Here is a 17,676-nt window from a genome sequence, read left to right as displayed (position 1 = left end):
TCTAGTTGAAAATGTTATTTTACTCATGTTGTCCTCTTTTCCCCATATCTTGAAACTTAAGTATATAAAAAAATACCTGTAGTTTAAACACTCTTTTTCAAGTGTCCTAACTACAGGTACCATTTTATATAGTAAAAATAGAAGCGGCTCTTTTTTTGGCTTTATTTGTCAAACGATGTAGTTGAGAGAAATTCCGACGTAGAACAAGATGAACTCAAGAAACATGACCATCTAGTTTAAAATTAGATCCTAATGTACACGAAAACTTAAGAAATGTGCACATTAGGAAGGAATTTAGCCTCGAATATAGGCGGACACTAGTTAATTGTACAATCTAACTTAAATTTCCGGTGAATATGAGTAATTACTTTTGAGTTGTGTCGTAGTTTATGTTTATTGTGACACTCACTAGCTTACTCTTCAACAAAGTCTCGATATTCTTGTTGATGATTAATATTAATAAATGGGTGTTCATCATCGAATGGAACGTATTTGACTCGTAAAGATGATAACAAATCTTTTAATGAACGTTTACCATGATCTAACTGTCTTGCGATTTGTTTTTTTGCTGTCTGTTGATATAGTGCTATCAATGGTTGTTGCTTTCCATTTACGACCGGAACAATCGCATCATAAGATCGATCCGTATATTTCATTAACCGTTGCATCACCCATACTTGGACAAACGGTACATCAATTGGTATAACCATATACCAATCCGCTGCTAAAGTATCCATCGCCGAATAGATGCCCGCAGCTGGACCTTGCCTTCGGTATTTAGGGAGGTCATCAATTATTTGTACATCTGGCTCTGCCTGCTTAAATGATTGATGTAAATTAGGATTCGTAACAATGATCACCGAAGAGGTAAAGGTTTGTATCACTTGCAATGAGTATTGATAAAAGGGTATATTATTTTTTTTAGCAAATGCTTTTGGAGTGCCAAATCTTCTTGATCTGCCACCTGCAAGAATAATTCCCACTACCGAATTAGATACCATCTCGCCTCTCCCCATTCAAAAAAGTCATAATATCGTAATTTTTCCTCTATATCCACCACGTATTAGAAGTGATATGATATACTTAGCATACTTTTCACATTTTAATGTTTCGAATTTATTTTAAGGAGTGATCTCCAATGGAAATAGGTTTGTTGCACAAACAACAAAAAAGTCAAGATATTGAACTTATTTCTAAAGAATTGCAAAATCTTCTAGAATCAATAGGATCAATTAAAAAAATGCACAAAGACACTTATCTATTCCATGAAGGAATGGATGCCCATGAAATATATGTAATACAATCTGGACTTGTACAAGTTGAAAAATTGACATCTGAAGGAAAAGAACTTTTACTTAGACTTTGCAAACAAAATGACATTGTTGGTGAATTAACACTTTTTACTGACGACCCAAAATACCTTCTCAGTGCAAAAGTATTAGAGGCCGGCGAAGTGCTTGTTGTAAATAAGGACACATTAGAAAAAGAACTGATGGCAAATGGCACTTTAACATTTGAATTTATGAAATGGGTTAGTAACCATATGAGAAAATTCCAATCGAAAATTAGAGACTTATTATTAAACGGAAAAAAAGGTGCATTGTACTCTACACTAATTCGTTTATCAAATAGCTATGGTGTCGAAACAAGTGAAGGTATCTTTATTGATATGGCACTAACCAACCAAGAACTCGCAAAGTTTTGCGCCGCTACTCGTGAAAGTGTAAATCGAATGCTTAGTGAACTTCGTAAGCTCAATGTCATCTCCATAGAGGATGGGACAGGTAAAATTACCATTAAAGATATCCAATACTTACGAGATGAAATTGGATGCGAGAACTGCCCGATCGAAGTATGTAATATCGACTAATTAGATAATTAAATTGCGAATAAGAACATCGGTAAACGAGACAAGAAATCGTCTCGTTATTTTTTTGGCATTCTTACACCTAACATTAGATAAAAACTACGACGTAACTAATATATTCCTTGTCAAACCTTTTATAAGATGAGTGCTAAACTACCGCTGCGTTAACACTCATCTTTGACAGTCCGGTAAGAAGAAACTAGATACTTACGTCGGAGTTTATGTCTGTTTCCATTCCATTCTTACTGCTCAAATAGATATAGATGCTCCATCACCCACTCCACTACTTGTTCCCTCTTGAGAATCGGATACGGATAATCTATTGGATTAATCATGAGACTTGTGACAATTGCTTTCACATTTGATAATTGATCTACCAATAAAAGGTCCTCCTCATCTCGAATGAGAACAAATTTAGGAAAAGAAAGTTGCTTATACCCTTCAATTAGTAACACATCCATTTCTAGTACTTGGTAAAATGCAAGGATTTTATCTATTTCCCAACTTGGTTGTCGAACAGATAATTGCAACATTCCTTCTCCTTCTACACCAGATATAACCGCCCCTGCTTCGCTAAACAAATGACTATCTGTTTGACGAACTGTTTCAGGTTTTCCTCCATGACCATGATGTTTTAATGTCGCTACCCTAAACGTCATCTGATCGGTAAATAGTTGAACGAGTTGATGGACAAGTGTTGTTTTCCCACTATTCTTATAACCAACCACTTGAATTGGAATCATTCCACGTTATCCTCCACTAACTGGTGGAATGAAAGCTACAACATCACCATCATGCACAACATCATCTTCCAAGGCATATTCCTCATTAACGGACACCATCACTTGATCCATTTGCCGCAACTGATAATCACTTTGTAAGTTATCCTTTAAATTTCTCACCGTTATATTGGTATCATCTACTTCCAACTGATGTTTTCCCACTTCTTCTTGAAGATGAGCGAACAATAATACTTTAATCAAATTCCTCACTCCTCTATTTTTGGTTTTCCTGTAGGATAAGGTACCTGTTCCAATTGATCACCAATCCACGATTCTCCATCTTCCCAATGTTCCTTTTTCCATATTGGCACAACTTGCTTGATCCGCTCGATCGCATACTCATTGGCTTCATAGGCAGCTTTACGGTGTGGCGACGATACGGCAATAACAACAGCTACATCAGAAATATCTAAACGTCCAATTCGATGGGTAATTGCTACAACGGTATTTGGCCATTTTGACTGGATTTCGTCCCCAATTGTTGCTAACATTTTTTTGGCCATTGGTACATAGGCTTGATATTCTAAATAAACAGTTTTTTTGTCTTTTGTCCACTCTCTAACCGTTCCTATGAATGTCGTAATCGCTCCAGCTTCACGCCTTTCCACTTTCTTTATTAAAGGTTCCACTTCAATCGGATGGTCGACAATGTCAAACAACGTTTCAGTCACGACTTTTCCTCCTTGTTAATTCTGCTAAAAAAATCTCTAGTGTTGCGCCTTGTTGGTCTTCTAATAGCAGAACATCCACTTCATTCCCTGATTCATATCCTCTTGAACCACCTGGTAAACGAATCAATACATTTGCCAACCCTAATGATGACACAACATTCGATTTGTCCAAACCAGCAGGTGTTGCCATTAGTTTACCTTGTTGATAGGTTAATTCCCCTCGAACAAAACGATCGAATGGGTTTGGTTTTGGAAAATCAGCTCCTAATAGTGCTGTTTGCTTTTGCAACATCGGACCCGTTGCCTGTAAAAAGGTTCGAACCACAGGTCTTGTAAACAATTCAAAGCCCACATAGCATGCCGATGGATTTCCTGATAAACCAAATAGTAATTTTCCATCCTTCTCAGCGACTGTCGTTACACTTCCTGGCCGCATTCCAACTTTATTGAATAGTACATTCGCATCAAGTTTCTCATAAATAGCTGGCAAATAATCATAATCCCCAACCGAAACTCCGCCGGTTGTTATTAAGAAATCAACCTGATCGATTGCCTGTTTTACTTGATTATAACAAGTAGTAAATTCATCACTAAATTGCCCGAAATAAATCGGCTCACCACCAGCCCGTTCAATTTGTGCACGAATCATATATGCATTACTATTTCGTATTTTTCCAGGTTGTAGGGGTTCATCTACCTCTAGTAATTCACTACCCGTTGCAATAATTCCTACTTTTGGTTTTTGACTAACAGGTACTTGTTTGTAACCAAATGTTGCAAGTAGTGCGACAATACCTGGATTTATATACGTTCCTTTAGGAGCAAGAACCGTTCCTTTCTTCGTGTCCTCGCCTTTGAAGGAAATGTTATCTCCTGATTGAAAACGCCGTTTAATCTCAATCATTGGTGGCGTGCCATCTAGTTCTTTGACTAATTCAAGCATCACAACTGCATTACAATCAGCCGGAAGTTGTGCTCCTGTCATAATTCGTACTGCTTGTCCCTGCTGAACAGGTCCCTCAAACACACTTCCCGCACCAATTTCTCCAATCACTTCTAATTGGATTGGGGTTTCTCTAGTAGCGGTTTCGGTATCTTCCGCACGTATAGCAAATCCATCATATGGAGAGCGGTCAAATAAAGGAACATCATGATCGGCAACTAAATCTTCACCTAAAAAGTAGCCATATGATTTTTCAAGTGCAAGATCCTTCACCGTTCCTTGTCGAGCATACTCCATCACATGCTCAATTGCTTGATTGACTTTTATAGGTTTCCGTCTTTCCACCATTCGTTCATCTCCTTTCTACCCTACTAATTGATAATAAATCGATTTTGCTTTTTCAATTGAATTGGTTCCATGTACAAATGTTCTACCATCTTGAAAAAATACAATCCGATAAGATTGGTAGTGTAACGATAGTAAAAAGGGATTTTGCTTTACCGTTCCAATTCTATTTAAATTCGCTGCTAACTCATCAAGTTCAAATTCTCTATTTGCTCGAATTTGCACCGTATCTCTTCCACACAATACCTCTGTTTTTGTCTGAGCATCGTAGGTTAAATATGCATAACTAGGATTTTCCCCACATGTCGGACAATCATGTTTTTTCGTACGTTCGACATTAATAGTTTGATACATATTATTCCATAAATCAAATGTAACTAGTTTGCTACGTAATGCTTGATCATCCTCAACTAATAGCTTTAATGCTTCCGTTGTTTGATGCGCAACGACCATTTGTATCGTTGGAGTAATGATCCCTACTGAATCACAAGTCGCACCAGACAATGGCATTGTGGAAAGTAAACAGCTTAGACAAGGGGTCTGTCCTGGTAACACTGTATAACTCATGCCTGTGCTACCTACACAGGACCCAAAAATCCAAGGAATATCGTATTTATGAGCTAGATCATTGATAATAAAACGTATGTCAAAATTATCTGTGGCATCCATGATTAAATCAACGTTTGTTAGCAAAGGGATAATTGATTCAGCAACGGCATCCATCACATAGGCATCAATTTCTACATGTGAGTTTAATTGTGTTAATCTGTTTTTTGCTGCAATTGCTTTTGGCAATTCCTCTTCAACATCTTGTTCTGTATACAATTGTTGCCTCTGCAAGTTGGAAAGTTCCACATAATCCCTATCAATAATCGTTAACTTACCAACCCCAGCACGAACGAGCACTTCAGCATTCGCTGAACCTAGTGCACCGCAACCAATGATCATTACATGTTTGGCATTAATGTTTTCTTGCCCTTGTTTACCAATGGGGTTAAATAGGGTCTGACGTGAATAGCGATCCGTCATAATTGTTAATCCTTTCTATCCTTCTTGTTATCCACCGATATAGGACATCTCTATTTTCTTTCTATTTTTTACTGTCTCTTCCGTACGTTCATCTGAGTAACGATCCTTACGTTGTTGCCATGTTGGTACAATTGCAGCTCGTAATGCATCATCATCAACACCAGAACGGATCAATTGTTTTAAATCAAATCCATTGGTTGCAAATAAACAAGTGTAAAATCTTCCATCCGCAGCAATGCGTGCGCGTGTGCATGTTGAACAGAATGATTCGGATACGGATGTAATGAAACCTACCTCAGTATCTGTTCCTTTATACCGGTATCGTTTTGCTACTTCTCCAACATAAGCAGGATCGACTGGTTCTAACTCAAACTGTTCAGATAGTAGTTGAAAAATTTCCTGCTTCGTTACCACTTGAGTGAAGTCCCAGCCATTCGATTGGCCTACATCCATAAATTCGATATATCGTAGGGCAATTCCTTGTTCCTTAAAATAAGCAGCCATTGGAACGACTTGTTGATCATTCATTCCCTTTTTAACAACCATATTCACTTTCACTTCAAGGCCTACTTCTTGTGCTTTCTTAATACCTCTTAGCACCTTCTCTGAACTTACTCCACTGTCATTGATGGATTGAAATAGAGTATCATCAAGTGCATCCAAGCTCACATTAACTCGCTCTAGTCCTGCTGCTTTCAAACGCTCTGCATATTTTCCTAATAAGGCACCGTTTGTTGTCAAACCAATGTCTTCAAGGCCCTCGATTGCTACTAATTTTTCTATTAAATCAGGTAGATTTCTTCGTAATAACGGTTCTCCACCTGTTAATCTTATTTTTTTAACACCAAGTTCGACAAATATCCTTGCTAAACGTTCGATTTCTTCAAAGCTTAATAATTGTTCTCTTGGCATAAATGCATAATCTTTCCCAAAGATTTCTCTAGGCATACAGTAAGTACATCGAAAATTGCATCGATCCGTGACAGAGATTCGTAAATCTTGTAACGGCCGACCTAATTTATCTGTAATGATTGTCATGGGATAATCTCTCCTATAAAACTATTTTACCTACTTTCCATTCTAACTTATATATAATCTTATGTTGTTAAAAATATCACTCTTCAAATTTCCGCGTAAAATAATCAACTATACTGTGAAGAATTAATAAATTTTTCCTTTGGTTTGATGATAGGGATTTCTCGGTTGATTCGACCCCCTTTTTCCGCTGAATCTACCGTGACAACTTTTTCTTAAACAATAAACCGCTGTTACGTTTAGGCAACAACGGTTTTCATTTATTTTTTCACTTGCAATTTTACAAGTTTATCCTCGAATTGTTTTCGTTTTTGGTCATTCGGATACCGTGAATAAAAATTAATTACATCCGTTAATGCCTCTTCTAACAATTCCTTGTTACGAGCCTTTTCAATACTTTTAACTCCATGTTCATAGCATTCTTCTGCTTTTGTAATATCTTTTTCATCGATATTTTCATAACAATAAGCAAGACGGATAAAAGTAAGTCCCTTTTCTTCAGGACAATTTAGTTTGACTAGTTTATATAATTCTAATGCTTGTTGGTAATATGAATAGGCATCATTATATTTCTCTTGTTCAATAAAATTATAGGCAATTGCCTGTAGTGTATCAGCGTAGGCTTTTGTTTTTTGCTTGTCATCTTGTTTTAGACGGTCTAAAAATTCTTGAAACACAGTAAACGCTCGGTCATACTGTTTTTCACCTGAATAAAGTTTCCCTAAAGCATATAGAAATTGGAGTCTAATTTTTGGAAAGTGTATGGATAATTCTAAACCTGTTTCTAAATAGTCTTTTGCTAGTTCTAACTCATTTTTTTCCATCGAAAGTGTCCCTAACTTAGAATATACATACACGATCATGAAATGACTCTGGTCGTAAAAATACTTGAACTGTTCAAGCGCTCGTTGATAATAAGTAACCGCTCTAGTAAAATCGCTCATATTTTCATCTAGTTCTGCTAACATTAGATTTGCTTTTGCAATCATTAAATGCTTATCTTGATAGATTTCGTTCAAGCGTTCTAACGCTTCTGTTATATTTTTTCGTGCTTGCTTTAAGTCGACATAATAATATGCTTCTCCAATGGTTAGTAATACTTCTGCTGCAGATGCATCATCATTCTGTTTCTTGTAAGCTGCTAATAACTCTTGATTCAACACAATGGCTTGATGATATTCTTCAGTCTTTATATATGTGGTAGATAATTCATATATTAATTGCACGACTGCTTTACTAGTATCAGAACCTGCTTCTCGTAAATAGTTCAAGGCCTTATTTAAGTGCTTTACTCCATTTTCATAATCCTCTTCGTCTATAAATATATGACCTAAACTTCTAAATGTTAAACCGTAAGTAAACGGATCTTGCCAACTATTTTTATCTAGTAAAAATAGTAAATCAGCTACAATTTTTCTGGCATTTGCATGTTGCTGATAGTTCCTCTCTAATTCGGAAAAATCTAGATAACATGCCACAACTTCCTGTTTATAGTCACTTTCCATTTGTTTTGCTATTTTTAACGCCTGACGGCTGTAATTTGCAGATTTATCATAATTACTACTTTTTTTATAAAACTTCGCTAGTGAAGTTAACGCCAAAAACCTACTAGTTTGATCTATATTATCATCATAGTTCAACAATAATTCTAATTGCTGTACATCCGTTTTTATCTCATTCAAATCATTGTTCACTATTTTTTGTTTAATTTGTTTTTGAAGAGACAGGAGCTGCTCCTGCTCATTAGTCATTTGATTTGTCATGTTACACACAACCTTATAATTAATAATTGTTTTTTTATGTGGAGTTCCGATAAGAAAATATTTACCATTACTGTCGCATTTGCTGTATTATGCACATAACTGAACATGACTTCCGCCCATTCTTAATCAAGTTAGTGCTAAACGGCGCTGCGGAAATACACTACGCTTTCCTGTGGGGGGCTGGTGAGCTCGGGCCAACACGATGTTGGTCACGTAGGCGTTGCCACAGGACGTGGCGATCTTAGCCTTCGCTTCTTACCAATCACTGCGGGGTCTCACCGATGGTTCTTAAGGATTACAGGCTAAAACCGTCCTTGTCGGACAACGCCTGCATAACCCTTGCCGGGCCTCGGGAGTCTCCGTGTATTTCCTCCGCTTTTTCCAGTACTCTGAAGTCTTTTAGTGCTTAGCCTCATAAAATCATATAATATACTTTTTTATGTTAATTAGCATGTTGTAACACGACAGTTGCAGCAAATTCTTTAATTTGAATTTGTAAAGTCTTACATCTATCACTAATCAGAGAACTTATATCAGCGAAGGCAGAATACGGAGACTCCTGCAGGAACAGCACGAGTCCGAAGACCCCGCAGTGCGGTCTTCACGAGGAGGCTGAGGCCGTGCCCGCGGAAAGCGTAGTATTCTGCCGTAGCGATGGTATAACACTTATTACAATCAGAAAAGTGTGAGAGCAAAATTCCGAAGGTTATGTCGCATAATACAGCTTATACGACAAAAGCAAAGGTTTATAAAAAAGGGAGCTGATGAATAAGTTTGTCCAACGGCTCCCTTTTGATTAAGCATGTTCTTTTATACGTTTTTTATAAATCACATAGTTTCTTCTTAAATATCGTACAGGGAAACTAAATGCGTGGACTAAACGAGTGAATGGCCAAGCAACATATAGAGCAAATGTGGTATAAATATGAATTTTAAACCAAATTGGTACTGTTGCCATTAACTCTGGTTGTACATTAAAATAAAATAGCCCTCTTAACCATGGTGCAATCGTTGTTCGATAATCAAACCCATGTGCATTGACATTAAGTGATGTTGCAATCAAACCTGATACAATCACAAACATTAATAAAACTAAAGTAAGCCAATCTCCAAACGATGTTGTTGCTTTAATCCGTTTAACACTAATTCTGCGGTAACATAACAATCCTAGCCCAATAAATGCTGCAATCCCCGCTGGCAAACCAAACATAATAGCAATCACATGGTAGGCATCTTTAGAAATTCCTATGGCATTATAAAATTGAACTGGAACGATTAATCCAATAATATGTCCACCTAAAACTAGAAAAATACCACCGTGAAACAACATCGACCCAATGCGTAATCTCTTTTTCTCTAAAAATTCACTTGATTTAGTTGTCCAACCAAATTGATCATTTTGATAACGATAAATATGACCACCGATAAAAATTGTTAACACAATATAAGGGAAAATCCCCCATAATAACATATCTAATCCATTCATCTTTCACACCCCTTAGGCTTCACCACTTTTCTTGGATTATTGCGTCTTCTCATTTGTTGAAACTTTATCATGTTCATTGGGCAAGAGAACGCCATTATTTTCCATGTGCATTGCAAGTGCATCAAATAATAAAACATAATAACTACCCGCTTCGACTAACTTGCCACGTATTTCTTGTATTGCACCGACATGCATTTGTAATAGTTCATTACTTGTTGCAAATGGGACTTGTGCACAAAATTCCAACATTAATGGTAAATAATCTGGCAACTCTTTATCCGTAACGTCAAAACCATATGCTTGATAATAGCTTTTTAGTTTTAATAATTCTAATCCACGTTCTCGTTGTTCTCCTAGTTTTAAATACGTCACATAAAGATTCGTCATTTTTCCAAAATCAAATATTTCAATATATTGATCCACCCATTCATCTACACTAGTTGCCATAGAGTGGTCGATAAATTGTTGTAGTTTGTTTTTTATTGGTTGATGTTCAACCATTTCAATTTCTTCTCGCAAAGTTGATAAAGCTTCAAACCGTTCTTGGTCCGGGTATTGCATAAGAAAAGAAATGATTTGATAGGTTGTTGAATTCATCTACTATCCTCCTTTAATTGAAAGAGGAAATATCCCTCTTTCAATTAAGAATAAATTTCATTGTAATAGACAAGAGCTTCCCATAGTGAACGAATTACGAAAGAACGCCACAGCTTCCTGGTCCGCCAGCAAAGTCTAGACCACAAGCACCTTGGTCATAGTACATATCTTGTACTTCTTCTTTATGACTTTTCGGAATCACGAAACGATCATTGTATTTCGCGATTGCTAGTAAACGATACATTTTCTTAATATCGTCTTCCTCTAAGCCAAGGTCATGAATAATATCAATATCATATGATTTTCCAGTTGTTTGGGCACGCATATAACTTCTCATCACAGCCATTTTCTTCAGAACAGTTCGAATATGCTCTGTATCACCAGCTGTTAATAGATTTGCCAAATACTCAATTGGAATTCTCATGTTGTCAATTGCTGGGAATATATCGTCTGTATCCGCGTTACTTCCTTTTCCTTCAATCATATTCATGATTGGACTAAGTGGTGGAATGTACCACACCATCGGCATTGTACGATATTCAGGGTGAAGTGGCAGTGCAATCTTCCAGTCAATAATCATTTTGTAAAGTGGTGATTGCTGAGCCGCTTCGATCCAATCCATTGGAATGCCTTCTTTTTTCGCTTCCTTGATTACTTCTGGATCGTTTGGATCTAAGAAGATCTCAAGTTGTGAATGGTAAAGATCTTTTTCATCTTCAACAGAGCTTGCTTCTTGTACTTTATCTGCATCATAAAGCATGATTCCGATGTAACGAATTCTACCTACACAAGTCTCAGAACAAATTGTTGGTTGTCCGTTCTCAATTCTTGGATAACACATCGTACATTTCTCAGCTTTATTTGTTTTCCAGTTAAAGTAAACTTTTTTATATGGACAAGATGTCACACAATGTCTCCATGCCCGACATGCATTCTGATCAACAAGTACGATGCCGTCCTCATCACGTTTATACATCGCACCTGATGGACAAGAAGACACACATGATGGATTGATACAGTGTTCGCAAATACGTGGAAGATACATCATGAACACATCTTCAAACTCTGTTTTAATAGATTCTTCCATTTGTACAACGTTAGGATCGCGTAGACCTGTAATGTGACCCCCGGCAAGGTCATCTTCCCAGTTTGGTCCCCATTCTAAATCCATGAACTCTCCAGTAACCGCTGATTTTGCACGTGCAACTGGCTGGTGTTTTTTCTCCGGACTGTTTGTTAATGTTTCATAATCATAGTTCCATGGTTCATAGTAATCATCCATTTCTGGTTGATGTGGATTATAGAACAAGTTTAATAGACGATTGGCTTTCGAACCTGATTTCAGTTTCAATTCACCTTTGTTATCAAGTTCCCAGCCACCTTTATATCTTTCTTGGTCTTCCCATTGTTTTGGATATCCAATACCAGGTTTTGTTTCGACATTGTTAAAGTACATATATTCTGCACCTGGACGATTGGTCCATGTATTTTTACATGTCACACTACATGTATGACAGCCAATACATTTATCCAAGTTCATGACCATTCCTACCTGAGCTTTAATCTTCAAGCCAGTCAACCTCCTTCATTTTTCTGATTACTACGTTCAAGTCACGCTGGTTTCCAGTTGGACCGTAGTAATTAAATCCATAGCTTAATTGTGCGTAACCACCGATCATATGGGTTGGTTTCACGTGAATTCTTGTTGGACTGTTGTGTGTACCTCCACGATTTTTCGTTAGTTTCGTTCCTGGTACGTGAATATGACGGTCTTGCGCATGGTGCATAAATGCCATCGTTCTTGGGATACGGTGTGATACAACCGCACGTGCAACAACAACACCATTTCGGTTGAAACATTCAATCCAATCATTATCTTCAATATCTGCATCCGCTGCATCATCTTTATTTAGCCAAATCGTTGGTCCACCACGGAATAGGGTTAACATTGGTTGTGCATCAAAGTACATGCTGTGAATCGACCATTTATTATGTGGTGTTAGGTAATTTAAGGTGATTTCTTTACCTTCCACTTCTGGGCGATTTTCTCTGAATGGCTTATGATTCAATATTGGTTTAAATACAGCCATGGATTCACCAAATTCTTTCATCATTTCGTGGTCAACGAAGAATGATTGTCTTCCTGTAATCGTACGGAACGGAATCATTCGTTCAACGTTCGTTGTAAATGGTGAATACCTTCTACCGCCTTTTTCGGAACCACTAAATGCTGGTGATGTAATTACCGTCTGTGGTTGGGCAGTAATCGATTCAAATGTAAATTGTTCTTCTTCACGTTCTGCTGCTAAATCTTTTAATTCAAGATTTGTTTTCTTTTCGAGTGCTTCCCATGCCTTGACAGCTACTTTTCCGTTCGTTGTGGAAGAAAGCATTAAAATTGCTTCACACGCATCTCCTGCACTTGTTATATCTGGTAAACCGTCAGCAATCGAACCATTATCAACCGTACCGATTGTTCGTTTCACTTTTTCAAACTCTTCTTCCATATTCCAGCTAATTCCCTTACCGCCATATGGATTCTTCGCAATGTTTGGTCCTAGTGAAGTCATCTTCGTATAAATTTGTTTGTAATTTCTTTCCACTACATGAATTTGTGGCATTGTTTTACCAGGGATTGGCTCACATTCCCCTTTAGACCAATCTTTGATCTCGCCATAAGGTTGCGCCATTTCTGCTGGTGTATCGTGTTGTAATGGTGTTGCAACTACTTCTTTTACTGGTGCTAGATCAATTTCTTCCGCTAAATTAGATACACCTTTTGCTAGTTCTTTAAAGATATCCCAGTCTGATTTAGATTCCCAAGGAGAAGCAATTGCTGGGTTAAATGGATGAACAAATGGATGCATATCTGTACTTGATAGATCATGCTTTTCATACCATGTTGCCGCTGGTAAGATTACGTCTGAGTACAATGCAGTACCTGCCATACGGAAATCTAAATTAATTAATAAGTCTAGCTTTCCTTCTGGCGCTTCCTCTTTCCAGTTAATTTCTTCAGGTCGAATACTATCGGAATCATCATTTAGTAAACCATTGGTTGTGCCTAATAAGTGTTTTAAGAAATACTCATGTCCTTTACCAGAACTAGAAATTAAGTTCGCTCTCCACACAAATAAGTTTCTTGGGAAGTTGACAGAATCATCTGGATCCTCGATTGCAAATTGTAATTTTTTATCTTTTAGTTGTTCCGCAACATAACTTCCAATTTCTTCTGTTGTTTCTTTTCCACTCGCTAGCGCTTCTTTATAAATATCAATACCATTTTTATTAAATGTTGGGTAGGATGGTAACCAACCTAGTCGTGCAGCTAATACATTGTAATCACCATGGTGATCGTAACGCGCTTTATCTACATTTGCTGCAACTAAATCACTAACTGGTGTCTCTTCAAAACGCCACTGATCCGTTGCAAAATAGAAGAATGAGGTACCATTTTGTAATTTTGGTGGGCCACCCCAGTCTTTTGCTGTCGCAATCGTACTCCAACCTTCTGCTGGGCGTAATTTTTCTTGTCCAACATAGTGGGCCCAACCGCCACCATTGACACCTTGTGCACCGACCATTAGGACAAGGTTAACTACTGCGCGGTAGATGGTATCTGAATTAAACCAGTGATTAATACCAGCACCCATAATAATCATCGAGCGACCATTTGTATCGATTGCGTTTTGTGCAAATTCACGAGCAATCTTGATCACTAACGCACGATCAACCCCACTTATTTGTTCTTGCCATGCAGGTGAGAATGGTGCGATATCATCGTAAGAACTTGCTACTTCTCCACCAATACCACGGTCAATCCCGTAGTTAGCTAGCATTAAGTCATAGACAGTTGCTACATACTCGGTTTTCCCATCAATTTCGATCTTTTTCGCAGGTACCACGCGACCAAGTACCTTTTTCTCTTGTGCATCGAAGTAAGGCATGTTAACTGTTACTACCTCATCTTCACTACCCAGGAAGCTTAAACAAGGTTCAATTGGTTCATTTGTGTTTTCATCAACCAATTTCAAATTCCATTTTCCTTGCTCATCCCAACGAGATCCCATTGTTCCTTGTGGAATAGAAAATCCGTCAATGTGCTTGTTATACATTGCTGGTTTGAAATCGTTATGCTCAGATTCAATTCCAAGATCTTCCGCATGTAGGAAACGATCTGCAACATACTGTCCATTTTCTTCTTTTAAGCGAACAGAGAATGGAAAATCGGTATAGGTTTTGGCATATTCTTCAAAGTATGGTGTCATTTCTTTATGATAGAATTCATTTAAAATAACGTGCCCCATCGCCATGGCAACCGCACCATCTGTCCCTTGTTTTACCGACATCCAGTCATCAGAGAATTTCGTTGATTCGGCATAGTCTGGACTTACAGAGACAACTTTTGTTCCTTTGTAACGCGCTTCCGCTAGGAAGTGTGCATCTGGTGTACGTGTTAATGGAACATTAGAGCCCCATGTCATAATATAACCAGCATTAAACCAGTCTGAACTTTCCGGTACGTCCGTTTGGTCTCCCCAAATTTGTGGAGAAGCTGGTGGTAAGTCTGCATACCAATCGTAGAAACTTAACATTGGCCCACCAATTAAGGACATAAACCTGCTTCCGGCTGCATGACTGATCATCGACATTGCTGGAATTGGGGAGAAACCAACATTACGGTCAGGACCATATTTTAAAGTTGTATATAAAACAGAAGCTGATACAAGTTTTGTTACTTCATCCCATTCCGCACGAACAAGTCCACCCTTTCCACGAGCTTGTTTATACGTCTTTGCCTTTTCTTTATCCTCTACAATGCTTTGCCAAGCTTCTAGCGGACTTTCATGTGTCGCTAATGCTTCACGCCACATGTTTAGTAATTTTTTACGAACATAAGGATATTTCACACGTAATGGGCTATAAATATACCATGAGAAACTCGCACCTCTTGGACAACCACGTGGTTCAAATTCCGGCATATCAGGACCTGTTGTCGGATAATCCAACTGTTGTCCTTCCCAAGTCACAATTCCATCTTTTACATAAATGTTCCAACTACATGATCCAGTACAATTTACCCCGTGTGTAGAACGGATCACTTTATCATGTTGCCATCTTCTACGATAAACATTTTCCCAATCACGATTACCTTCTTGTAATTGGCTATGATTATTTGAATAGGTTTCTTTAGGTTTTAAATAGTTCAATCTTTGCCATAATGGGGATGGTCTCTTCTTCATTGTCGTCCCTCCAAAATAGATAACTTTCAAAATCTGTACCCACATTTAACCATCCATCGCGTTCTGCTGTTGTGAAATATGTCACACGGAAATGTTGATAAGCGAAAAATAACTCCTTAGTACAAACTCTACAAAACATGGATATATATGATTTTGCCGTCTCTAACTTACATTCTTCGTTTGCTTCTAAATAAATGGAAGGTATGTTACAATATTTTGAATCTTTTAAAGTATTTTTTTGAAGATAATTCTAGAGGGTAAAAAAGGAGAGTGATCCGTATTGAAACAAAGGCTGTACTGGTTGATTCCAATGTTGGCACTTGTCATCAGCATCATTGCACTATATATACAAAATTTAACAGAAGTCATTGAGAAGCCTGAAAAAAATTGGAGCAGAGCTCTTCAGATTGGACAGACTAGTACAAATAATTACCCTACTATTAGAAAAACAAAAAACAACACAATTGAATTACTAGAATTGACGAATGATTCTCTACAGAAAAAAATTTATAACAATACTATGACATTAAAATCCACGGATACATACAAAAAGATCCCTGTTAACAAGTGGACAAAATTTTATGCGGATGCGGAACAATTACTCTATTTTGATGATCATACGATTATCGACGGAACTACTAACGAGCCTATTACTGCTGCAGATAACTTTTTCCCTTTACCATCTGCTATTTTTTATACAAAAGACCAACAATTAGTTCATCTAGACCCTAAAACCAAAACACAAACAGTCGTTCCATCATTTGATGAGACTTATGACGATATCGTTATAACGAAGACGCAACACGGGTATGGTTTTCTTAGCTATAAACAGCAAGGTAGTCAGATCAAATTAAACATTGATCACAAGGGAAATGGCATTACAAATCAGGTTGTTCAAGATACTGTTGAAATACCTTTACACCAAACGATAGAGGAAACTACTTTGGCAATGGATGGAGAAAAGATTGCCTTTGTTTTGAAAACAAAAACAAAAGGAACTGGTGGAAAGGCGCCGGTAAATACGATTTATCTATATGAATCGGTCAATGATTCCTTACAAAAGTTATCGTTCGATGACCCCAAAAGTGAAGGTACTTTGAGTGATGTTAGTGATATTTCGCTCACTTTTCACGAAGGTCAATTACGATTACTGTTTTATGCAAGAGGAGCAACACAAACGAAGTTCAGAGAAGAAGTGGGATACAATATCTACGAGGCAACTAGGGGAAGTCATGATTTTTTTGATGTATATAGACGAAGTAATACGCCATTTGTGTCGGTAAAACCGCAAAGACTAAGTCCGAATATGATTACGTGGGTTGACATCAAGAATGAAACCAACCCCATTTATCTTGCATCTGATCAACAAGAAATAATAGAGAAAACAGATTCAGTTAATCAGGATGACTTAATAAGAGGACTTGGTAAAACAATAGGAATGTTATCGGTATCCTTTATCGCGATCATCCTAGCTTTTCACTGGTTAATCGGACCTGTTTTATTTTTAGCCATTTCATTTTTCACTAGTCGGAAATTATTAGATAACGATACAACTTGGCTTTACTATGGTGGATTGGTTAGCTATTTCTTTAGCTTTTTTATTTTTAACAATCGTTTTTTTATTGATCATATATATCAAACCGCACCAAATTATTTGACTTTCACCGGTAGTCAATACGTGTATGGACTATTATTTGCCATTATAGCATTTGTATCCACCCATTTAGGAAGCAGGATAAAGGAATGGAGTTCATTGATTAAACTGTTTTATTTTATAACCGTACATGTTCTCCTGTTAACAATTGTTTTTGGACCTTATATTTTTTGAGGATAGAATGAGGAGGTTCACTAGTGAGGATCGTATCTCTACTCTTTATCAACACCACGATATCTATAACGTCAAAAAAGCTCAGAA

14 protein-coding genes are annotated in these 17,676 nt (G+C 37.4%); 2 read left to right on the top strand and 12 right to left on the bottom strand.

The features are described 5' to 3' along the window. Window positions 1–413: 413 nt before the first annotated feature. On the bottom strand, window positions 414–1,001 hold the full coding sequence (gene mobA / locus FCI53_RS10490; protein ID WP_171038137.1) for a molybdenum cofactor guanylyltransferase: 588 nt from the start codon (window positions 999–1,001) through the stop codon (window positions 414–416). A gap of 137 nt (window positions 1,002–1,138) precedes the next feature. Here mobA and FCI53_RS10485 point away from each other — a divergent pair, with 137 nt between their 5' ends. Further along, window positions 1,139–1,870 carry a Crp/Fnr family transcriptional regulator gene (locus tag FCI53_RS10485; RefSeq protein WP_138418576.1) on the top strand — a complete coding sequence of 244 codons (732 nt, stop codon included), beginning with the start codon at window positions 1,139–1,141 and terminating at the stop codon, window positions 1,868–1,870. Window positions 1,871–2,109: 239 nt separating this feature from the next. Here FCI53_RS10485 and mobB read toward each other — a convergent pair whose 3' ends face one another. From mobB to FCI53_RS10430, 11 genes are all read right to left on the bottom strand, one after another. After that, on the bottom strand, window positions 2,110–2,610 hold the full coding sequence (gene mobB / locus FCI53_RS10480) for a molybdopterin-guanine dinucleotide biosynthesis protein B (RefSeq protein ID WP_138418574.1): 501 nt from the start codon (window positions 2,608–2,610) through the stop codon (window positions 2,110–2,112). A 6-nt stretch (window positions 2,611–2,616) separates the two neighbouring features. Further along, window positions 2,617–2,850, bottom strand: coding sequence for a molybdopterin converting factor subunit 1 (moaD, locus tag FCI53_RS10475; protein ID WP_138418572.1), 234 nt, complete (start codon window positions 2,848–2,850; stop codon window positions 2,617–2,619). A gap of 5 nt (window positions 2,851–2,855) precedes the next feature. Then, window positions 2,856–3,320: a molybdenum cofactor biosynthesis protein MoaE gene (locus FCI53_RS10470; RefSeq protein ID WP_138418570.1), complete on the bottom strand. Its 465-nt coding sequence runs from the start codon at window positions 3,318–3,320 to the stop codon at window positions 2,856–2,858. Further along, a complete protein-coding gene (locus FCI53_RS10465; protein ID WP_138418568.1) occupies window positions 3,313–4,611 on the bottom strand; it encodes a molybdopterin molybdotransferase MoeA in 1,299 nt (432 codons plus the stop codon). Before FCI53_RS10465 ends, FCI53_RS10470 begins: the two co-directional genes overlap by 8 nt. 15 nt (window positions 4,612–4,626) lie before the next feature. Further along, complete coding sequence (locus FCI53_RS10460; protein WP_138418566.1) at window positions 4,627–5,637, bottom strand: MoeB/ThiF family adenylyltransferase; 1,011 nt, start codon at window positions 5,635–5,637, stop codon at window positions 4,627–4,629. A gap of 27 nt (window positions 5,638–5,664) precedes the next feature. Then, window positions 5,665–6,675, bottom strand: a complete 1,011-nt coding sequence (moaA, locus tag FCI53_RS10455) for a GTP 3',8-cyclase MoaA (protein WP_138418564.1) — start codon at window positions 6,673–6,675, stop codon at window positions 5,665–5,667. Between the two features lie 257 nt (window positions 6,676–6,932). Next, window positions 6,933–8,435, bottom strand: a complete 1,503-nt coding sequence (locus tag FCI53_RS10450; RefSeq protein WP_138418562.1) for a tetratricopeptide repeat protein — start codon at window positions 8,433–8,435, stop codon at window positions 6,933–6,935. Window positions 8,436–9,231: 796 nt separating this feature from the next. Then, window positions 9,232–9,921 (bottom strand): respiratory nitrate reductase subunit gamma, encoded by a 690-nt coding sequence (gene narI, locus FCI53_RS10445; protein ID WP_138418560.1) that lies wholly within the window; start codon window positions 9,919–9,921, stop codon window positions 9,232–9,234. A gap of 36 nt (window positions 9,922–9,957) precedes the next feature. Further along, on the bottom strand, window positions 9,958–10,518 hold the full coding sequence (narJ, locus tag FCI53_RS10440; RefSeq protein WP_138418558.1) for a nitrate reductase molybdenum cofactor assembly chaperone: 561 nt from the start codon (window positions 10,516–10,518) through the stop codon (window positions 9,958–9,960). Between the two features lie 94 nt (window positions 10,519–10,612). After that, window positions 10,613–12,088: a nitrate reductase subunit beta gene (gene narH, locus FCI53_RS10435; protein WP_138418556.1), complete on the bottom strand. Its 1,476-nt coding sequence runs from the start codon at window positions 12,086–12,088 to the stop codon at window positions 10,613–10,615. Continuing rightward, the gene (locus tag FCI53_RS10430; protein WP_138418553.1) at window positions 12,078–15,761 is read right to left on the bottom strand and encodes a nitrate reductase subunit alpha; all 3,684 of its coding nucleotides are present in this window, start codon (window positions 15,759–15,761) and stop codon (window positions 12,078–12,080) included. The genes narH and FCI53_RS10430 overlap by 11 nt, the downstream gene beginning before the upstream one ends. Window positions 15,762–16,041: 280 nt before the next feature. Here FCI53_RS10430 and FCI53_RS10425 point away from each other — a divergent pair, with 280 nt between their 5' ends. Beyond that, a complete protein-coding gene (locus FCI53_RS10425; RefSeq protein ID WP_138418551.1) occupies window positions 16,042–17,589 on the top strand; it encodes a hypothetical protein in 1,548 nt (515 codons plus the stop codon). Window positions 17,590–17,676: the final 87 nt, after the last annotated feature.

This window comes from Aquibacillus sediminis, from assembly GCF_005870085.1.
Taxonomy (GTDB): Bacteria; Bacillota; Bacilli; order Bacillales; family Amphibacillaceae; genus Aquibacillus_E; species Aquibacillus_E sediminis.
The sequence above is the reverse complement of the archived record's forward strand: the minus strand, read 5'-3'. Positions and strand labels throughout refer to the sequence as shown.

Coding starts and splice junctions, on each gene's coding strand:
- narI (WP_138418560.1), bottom strand. CDS start 9,921: ATGAATGGATTAGATATGTTATTATGGGGGATTTTCCCTTATATTGTG.
- mobB (WP_138418574.1), bottom strand. CDS start 2,610: ATGATTCCAATTCAAGTGGTTGGTTATAAGAATAGTGGGAAAACAACA.
- narJ (WP_138418558.1), bottom strand. CDS start 10,518: ATGAATTCAACAACCTATCAAATCATTTCTTTTCTTATGCAATACCCG.
- FCI53_RS10460 (WP_138418566.1), bottom strand. CDS start 5,637: ATGACGGATCGCTATTCACGTCAGACCCTATTTAACCCCATTGGTAAA.
- mobA (WP_171038137.1), bottom strand. CDS start 1,001: ATGGTATCTAATTCGGTAGTGGGAATTATTCTTGCAGGTGGCAGATCA.
- FCI53_RS10450 (WP_138418562.1), bottom strand. CDS start 8,435: ATGACAAATCAAATGACTAATGAGCAGGAGCAGCTCCTGTCTCTTCAA.
- FCI53_RS10465 (WP_138418568.1), bottom strand. CDS start 4,611: ATGGTGGAAAGACGGAAACCTATAAAAGTCAATCAAGCAATTGAGCAT.
- moaA (WP_138418564.1), bottom strand. CDS start 6,675: ATGACAATCATTACAGATAAATTAGGTCGGCCGTTACAAGATTTACGA.
- FCI53_RS10485 (WP_138418576.1), top strand. CDS start 1,139: ATGGAAATAGGTTTGTTGCACAAACAACAAAAAAGTCAAGATATTGAA.
- FCI53_RS10430 (WP_138418553.1), bottom strand. CDS start 15,761: ATGAAGAAGAGACCATCCCCATTATGGCAAAGATTGAACTATTTAAAA.